Genomic DNA, 4,907 nt, shown 5'->3' on the forward strand with positions numbered 1-4,907 from the left:
CAACAAAGTGGCCAACGCCGCCAAGACCGCCTTTGCCGCTGATGGCATCACTTTGCAGCAATTCAACGAGGCGGCTGGTGGCCAAGAGGTGTTCCATCTGCATTTCCACAATCAGTAGGATCTGTAAATGCTACATTTGTGATTGTTGGCCATTCAGAACGCCGTGACGCCCACGAGGAAACGAACGCGATGATCCGGGCCAAGGCAAAATCCGCATGATCCGAATTTCGGATGGCGATCAGACCATTGATTGGCAACCATGTGGGGGGACGCATGTGGCCAACACGCGGGAAATTGGAAAAATACGATTTGGCAAAGTTGAGAAAAAGGGCAAAATCAATCGCCGCGTAGCGATACATTTTGCTGACTGACACCTGCTACCTATTGGAGAAAACTGATGGAAAAACAATACCATGGTTCGTGCCATTGCGGCGCGGTGCAGTTTGAAGCCAAACTGGATTTGGCCGATGCGATGACCTGCAACTGTTCATTGTGCAGCAAGAAAAATGCTGTGATGGTTCGCATTCCGGGGGAAGATTTCAAACTGCTCGCTGGTGAAGATCAGCTCGGCCTTTATCAATGGAACACAAAGGTTGCCAAACACCACTTCTGCAAAAACTGTGGAATCTATACATTTCACCGACCCCGTTCAGCACCCGACAAGTTTGGGATAAACCTTGCTTGTTTGGATGGTGTCGACGCACGTTCGCTCAACCCGCCCCTGTTGGACGGCGCATCATTGTCGCTTGAAGCATAGGAGTAAGCACTAGCGCACTGGTGGAGCGTACATCAGTCCGCCGCGGGTCCAGAGTTCATTCTTGCCGCGTGCAATGGCGAAATCAGTTTCACGGCCAAAGTTTCGACTAAACATTTCGCCATAGTTGCCGACCCCACGAATAACGTCTTGCGCCCATGTATCGGGAATGCCCAAGGGGGCACCAAATTTTCCGTCAAGGCCGAGCAATCTTCTCACCTTGGGGTTTTTGCTTCCAATCATCGTGTCAATATTTCGAGAGCTAACGCCCAGTTCCTCGGCATTAATTAGCGCAAATATCGTCCAGCGGACGACATTTTGCCAGCGGTCATCATTGTTGCGCACAAGTGGGCCCCATGCGTCAATGGACAGGCGCTCAGGCAAGATACGGTGTTCGCTCGTATTGAGTTCTTTTTCGATGATGGCTTGCAATGTGCTTGCTGGCGCCGTCACAACATTGCAGAGCCCTGCTTTGTAAGCGACGATGAGGTCTTCGAATTCCTCATAATATGATTCTTTGTAAGCTATTTCGTGCTCGAAAAAGTAGCGTTCAGCTCGATCTTGTTCAATTGAACCACGAACAGCGCAGACCATAATGTCATTCAATTGGATTGCCGAAACAACACCTAGTGTCTCTGGCACCAATAATGCTTGGCCATCAAAATAGGTAACTGTAACGTTTTGCACGGCGAATTGAGTGTCTCGGGACATGGTCCAATAGGCACTGCGTGCCATGATGTCCACTTCCCCACTTTGCAGAGGAGCAACACGGTTGGTACCCGAGTATTTTGTGAAATCCACGCGATTGGCGACACCGAACACTGCTGCCGAAACAGCGCGGCAAACATCAACGTCGAAGCCTTTCCAAAAGCCGTCTTCCGCGACCTCGGAAAACCCTTTGTGGCCATCTGTGGCGCCGCAGCGAACGATACCACTTTCAAGCACATTATCTAGGGTATCAGCCTGTGCGGATGGAACCGTCACAAGTGCCAACAACAAACCGGCCAAAATGATACGCAAACCGTTCATTGATCCCTCTTAAGCTTTGAGCGGCCCAATGAGGCCGCTCAAAATATGTTTAGTTCAATCCAAAACACTAAGCAATTGAATTGGTGCAACTTTCGCCACACCCCTCAATTGATCGGTTTAATGCAGGATTTGGCTCAAGAACAACTTGGTCCGCTCATGCTGCGGATTGTCGAAGAAGTTGTCTGGGTCATTCTGTTCAATGATCTGACCTTGGTCCATAAAGATAACGCGGTTAGCAACCTGACGGGCAAAACCCATCTCGTGGGTCACACACAACATGGTCATCCCAGTTTCAGCCAAGTTCACCATAACTTCGAGCACTTCCTTGATCATTTCAGGGTCAAGTGCTGAGGTTGGTTCATCAAACAGCATAATGTTTGGGTTCATGCACAAAGACCGCGCAATCGCCACACGTTGTTGCTGACCACCGGATAATTGGCCCGGGAACTTGTCTGCTTGCTCAGGAATCTTCACTTTTTCAAGGTATTCCATCGCAGTTGCTTCAGCTTCTGCTTTTGGAATTCCACGAACCCACATTGGGGCCAGCGTGCAGTTTTCCATAATGGTCAAGTGCGGAAACAGGTTGAAGTGTTGGAATACCATTCCAACTTCACGCCGCACCTCATCGATCCGCTTCAAATCGTTGGTCAACTCGATCCCATCAACAATGATTTCGCCTTGCTGATGTTCTTCCAAACGGTTGATGCAACGGATAAGTGTCGATTTGCCTGACCCAGATGGCCCCGCAATAACGATCCGCTCGCCTTTCATCACTTTCAAATTGATATCTTTGAGAACGTGAAAGTCGCCATACCACTTGTTCATACCGTTGATTTCAACAGCAACGTCCGTGTCGGACACTGTCATTTTGGTGCGGTCGACCTTGATTTGGTCTGCTGATACTTCTGACATATTTATCTACTCCTTGTGTCCGGTATTGAGGCGACGTTCCATATACATGGAGTAACGTGACATACCGAAACAGAATACCCAGAACATTGCGGCTGCAAACAGATAGCCGGTTGTTGCCTGGTGAGGTGATTTCCATTCGACTTGCGCTGTGGTTGCCTGCACGGTGTTCAAAAGGTCAAACAGACCCACGATTGATACCAGAGAGGTATCTTTGAACAACGAAATGAAGCTGTTCACAATGCCCGGGATAACGTGTTTCAACGCTTGGGGCAGAATGACCAGATACATGGCTTTGAAGTAGTTCAAACCCAATGCATCTGCAGCTTCATACTGCCCTTTTGGCAAAGCTTGCAAACCGCCACGCACCACTTCCGCCATATATGCAGCAGAAAAGAGCGACACACCAACAAGTGCACGAAGCAGCTTATCGATTGTTGTCCCCTCCGGCAGGAACAATGGCAGCATAATCGACGCCATGAACAACACGGTGATCAGTGGCACCGCACGCCATAGCTCGATGAACGCAATACAAACGTATTTCACAAATGGCATATGTGAACGCCGACCAAGGGCCAACACAATACCGATAGGCAACGAAGCAACGATACCCACGGTGGCAATGATCAATGTGATGGTCAAGCCACCCCATTTTTCTGTTGGCACTTCTGTAAGGCCAAACACGCCGCCGTTGAGCAAGAAAAATGTTGCAACAGGCATAACAACAAAGAAACCAATTGCTGACAGGCCCTTATGGGGTAGGTCTGGCCACAAAAGTGGGACCAAAGTCACTATGCCCAAAAGGAAGCAAATGTTTACTCGCCAATATGACTCCGAAGGATAAAATCCGTAGATGAAGAAATTAAAGCGGTCGACCACATAAATCCAGCAGGCGCCTGCTTCTTCAGTTCGACAAGCTTCAACCGTGTTGTCCACCGACCACGGGAAAACCGCATGGGTGACCAAAAAGTTGAAGATCGGCGGCAAGAACCAAGCCAAGAACAAAATGCCGACAATGGTCATAATTGAGTTGGGGATGTCAGAGAATAAGTTCTGACGTAGCCAACCCACTAAGCCTTTGCTTGTTGAAGGAGCTGGCTGCTCCCCAAGCATCTCGTTGCGCACATAGGCAAAACTTGTATCAGTCATGTTTGTTCTCCCTATCGCTCGGTTAGCGCAATGCGCGCGTTGTAAATGTTCATGACAACTGAAGTAAGCAATGAAAGCGTCAGATAGACCATCATGGTCATAAAGATCACTTCAACAGCTTTACCGGACTGGTTCAATGCAGTGCCCATAAACACGTTAACAATGTCAGGATAACCAATCGCAACCGCCAAAGAAGAGTTTTTGGTGAGGTTTAGATATTGGCTTGTTAACGGTGGAATAATCACACGCATCGCTTGTGGAATGATCACAAGATTCAGACGGTCAGAGTTTTTCAGCCCCAATGATTGTGCAGCTTCTGTTTGCCCATCGCTCACCGCAAGAATACCTGCGCGAACAGTTTCAGCAATAAAGGCTGCTGTGTAGATTACCAATCCAAACAAAAGCGCAACAAACTCAGGTGGAATTTGAATTCCGCCAGCGAAGTTGAAGCGTTCAAGCACTGGATAATCTAGTGCGATTTGCGCACCCGTCACCATCCACACAATTGCTGGAATGACGACAAGCATCCCAATAAATGCTGGTACAAACGGAAAACGCTGCCCTGTTTGTTCAAAACGACGAACTGACCATCGATTAAGGAAGTATCCACCGATGATGACCGCAACAATGGCCAACTGAACCCAAACGAAACTATCGTTCGGTTGTGGATCTGGCACATATAGACCGCGGTTGTTCAGATAGACGGATCCGGTGACAAACTCGATACTGTTCTTAACTGATGGCATCGTTTTGAGAACCGCAAAATACCAAAAGAACAACTGCAATAGCAGCGGTATGTTGCGGAAAACTTCGATGTATACAGTTGCAAGGCGCGCGATGATCCAGTTGCTGGATAAACGTGCAACACCAATGATGAAGCCCAACACGGTTGCCAACACAATGCCGATTACGGAAACAAGCAATGTGTTTAGAATACCAACCTTGAACACATCGAAATATGTTGAAGACCGGTCATATTCCATTAGCGTGAAACCAATGTTGAACCCCGAGGTGTTTCCGAGAAAATCAAATCCGGTTGTTTTGTTCTGCGCCTGTAGGTTGGTGA

The 4,907-nt window shown here is 48.3% G+C and carries 6 protein-coding genes and 2 pseudogenes; 4 read left to right on the forward strand and 4 right to left on the reverse strand.

The genetic code is table 11. The features are described 5' to 3' along the window. The 4 genes and pseudogenes from Q0231_RS13180 to Q0231_RS13195 all read left to right on the forward strand — a co-directional run. Window positions 1–109, forward strand: a pseudogene (locus tag Q0231_RS13180) (HIT domain-containing protein); the annotation flags it as partial. 20 nt (window positions 110–129) lie between these two features. After that, window positions 130–216 (forward strand): annotated as a pseudogene (locus Q0231_RS13185) (triose-phosphate isomerase); the annotation flags it as partial. After that, on the forward strand, window positions 216–371 hold the full coding sequence (locus Q0231_RS13190; protein WP_299348042.1) for a hypothetical protein: 156 nt from the start codon (window positions 216–218) through the stop codon (window positions 369–371). The pseudogene Q0231_RS13185 and the gene Q0231_RS13190, both read left to right, overlap by 1 nt. A gap of 26 nt (window positions 372–397) precedes the next feature. After that, the gene (locus tag Q0231_RS13195) at window positions 398–757 is read left to right on the forward strand and encodes a GFA family protein (RefSeq protein WP_299348043.1); all 360 of its coding nucleotides are present in this window, start codon (window positions 398–400) and stop codon (window positions 755–757) included. Between the two features lie 9 nt (window positions 758–766). Here Q0231_RS13195 and Q0231_RS13200 read toward each other — a convergent pair whose 3' ends face one another. From Q0231_RS13200 to Q0231_RS13215, 4 genes are all read right to left on the reverse strand, one after another. Continuing rightward, entirely contained in the window at window positions 767–1,783 is a 1,017-nt protein-coding gene (locus Q0231_RS13200; protein WP_299348044.1) for a transporter substrate-binding domain-containing protein, read from the reverse strand. 117 nt (window positions 1,784–1,900) lie between these two features. After that, the gene (locus Q0231_RS13205) at window positions 1,901–2,695 is read right to left on the reverse strand and encodes an amino acid ABC transporter ATP-binding protein (RefSeq protein ID WP_269394335.1); all 795 of its coding nucleotides are present in this window, start codon (window positions 2,693–2,695) and stop codon (window positions 1,901–1,903) included. Window positions 2,696–2,701: 6 nt separating this feature from the next. Further along, a complete protein-coding gene (locus tag Q0231_RS13210) occupies window positions 2,702–3,841 on the reverse strand; it encodes an amino acid ABC transporter permease (RefSeq protein WP_269394336.1) in 1,140 nt (379 codons plus the stop codon). An 11-nt stretch (window positions 3,842–3,852) separates the two neighbouring features. Further along, window positions 3,853–4,907, reverse strand: a 1,055-nt coding sequence (locus Q0231_RS13215; RefSeq protein WP_299348046.1) for an amino acid ABC transporter permease, incomplete at its 5' end; no start/stop codon positions are given.

The sequence above is a fragment of the uncultured Maritalea sp. genome (assembly GCF_937139385.1).
GTDB lineage: Bacteria > Pseudomonadota > Alphaproteobacteria > Rhizobiales > Devosiaceae > Maritalea > Maritalea porphyrae_A.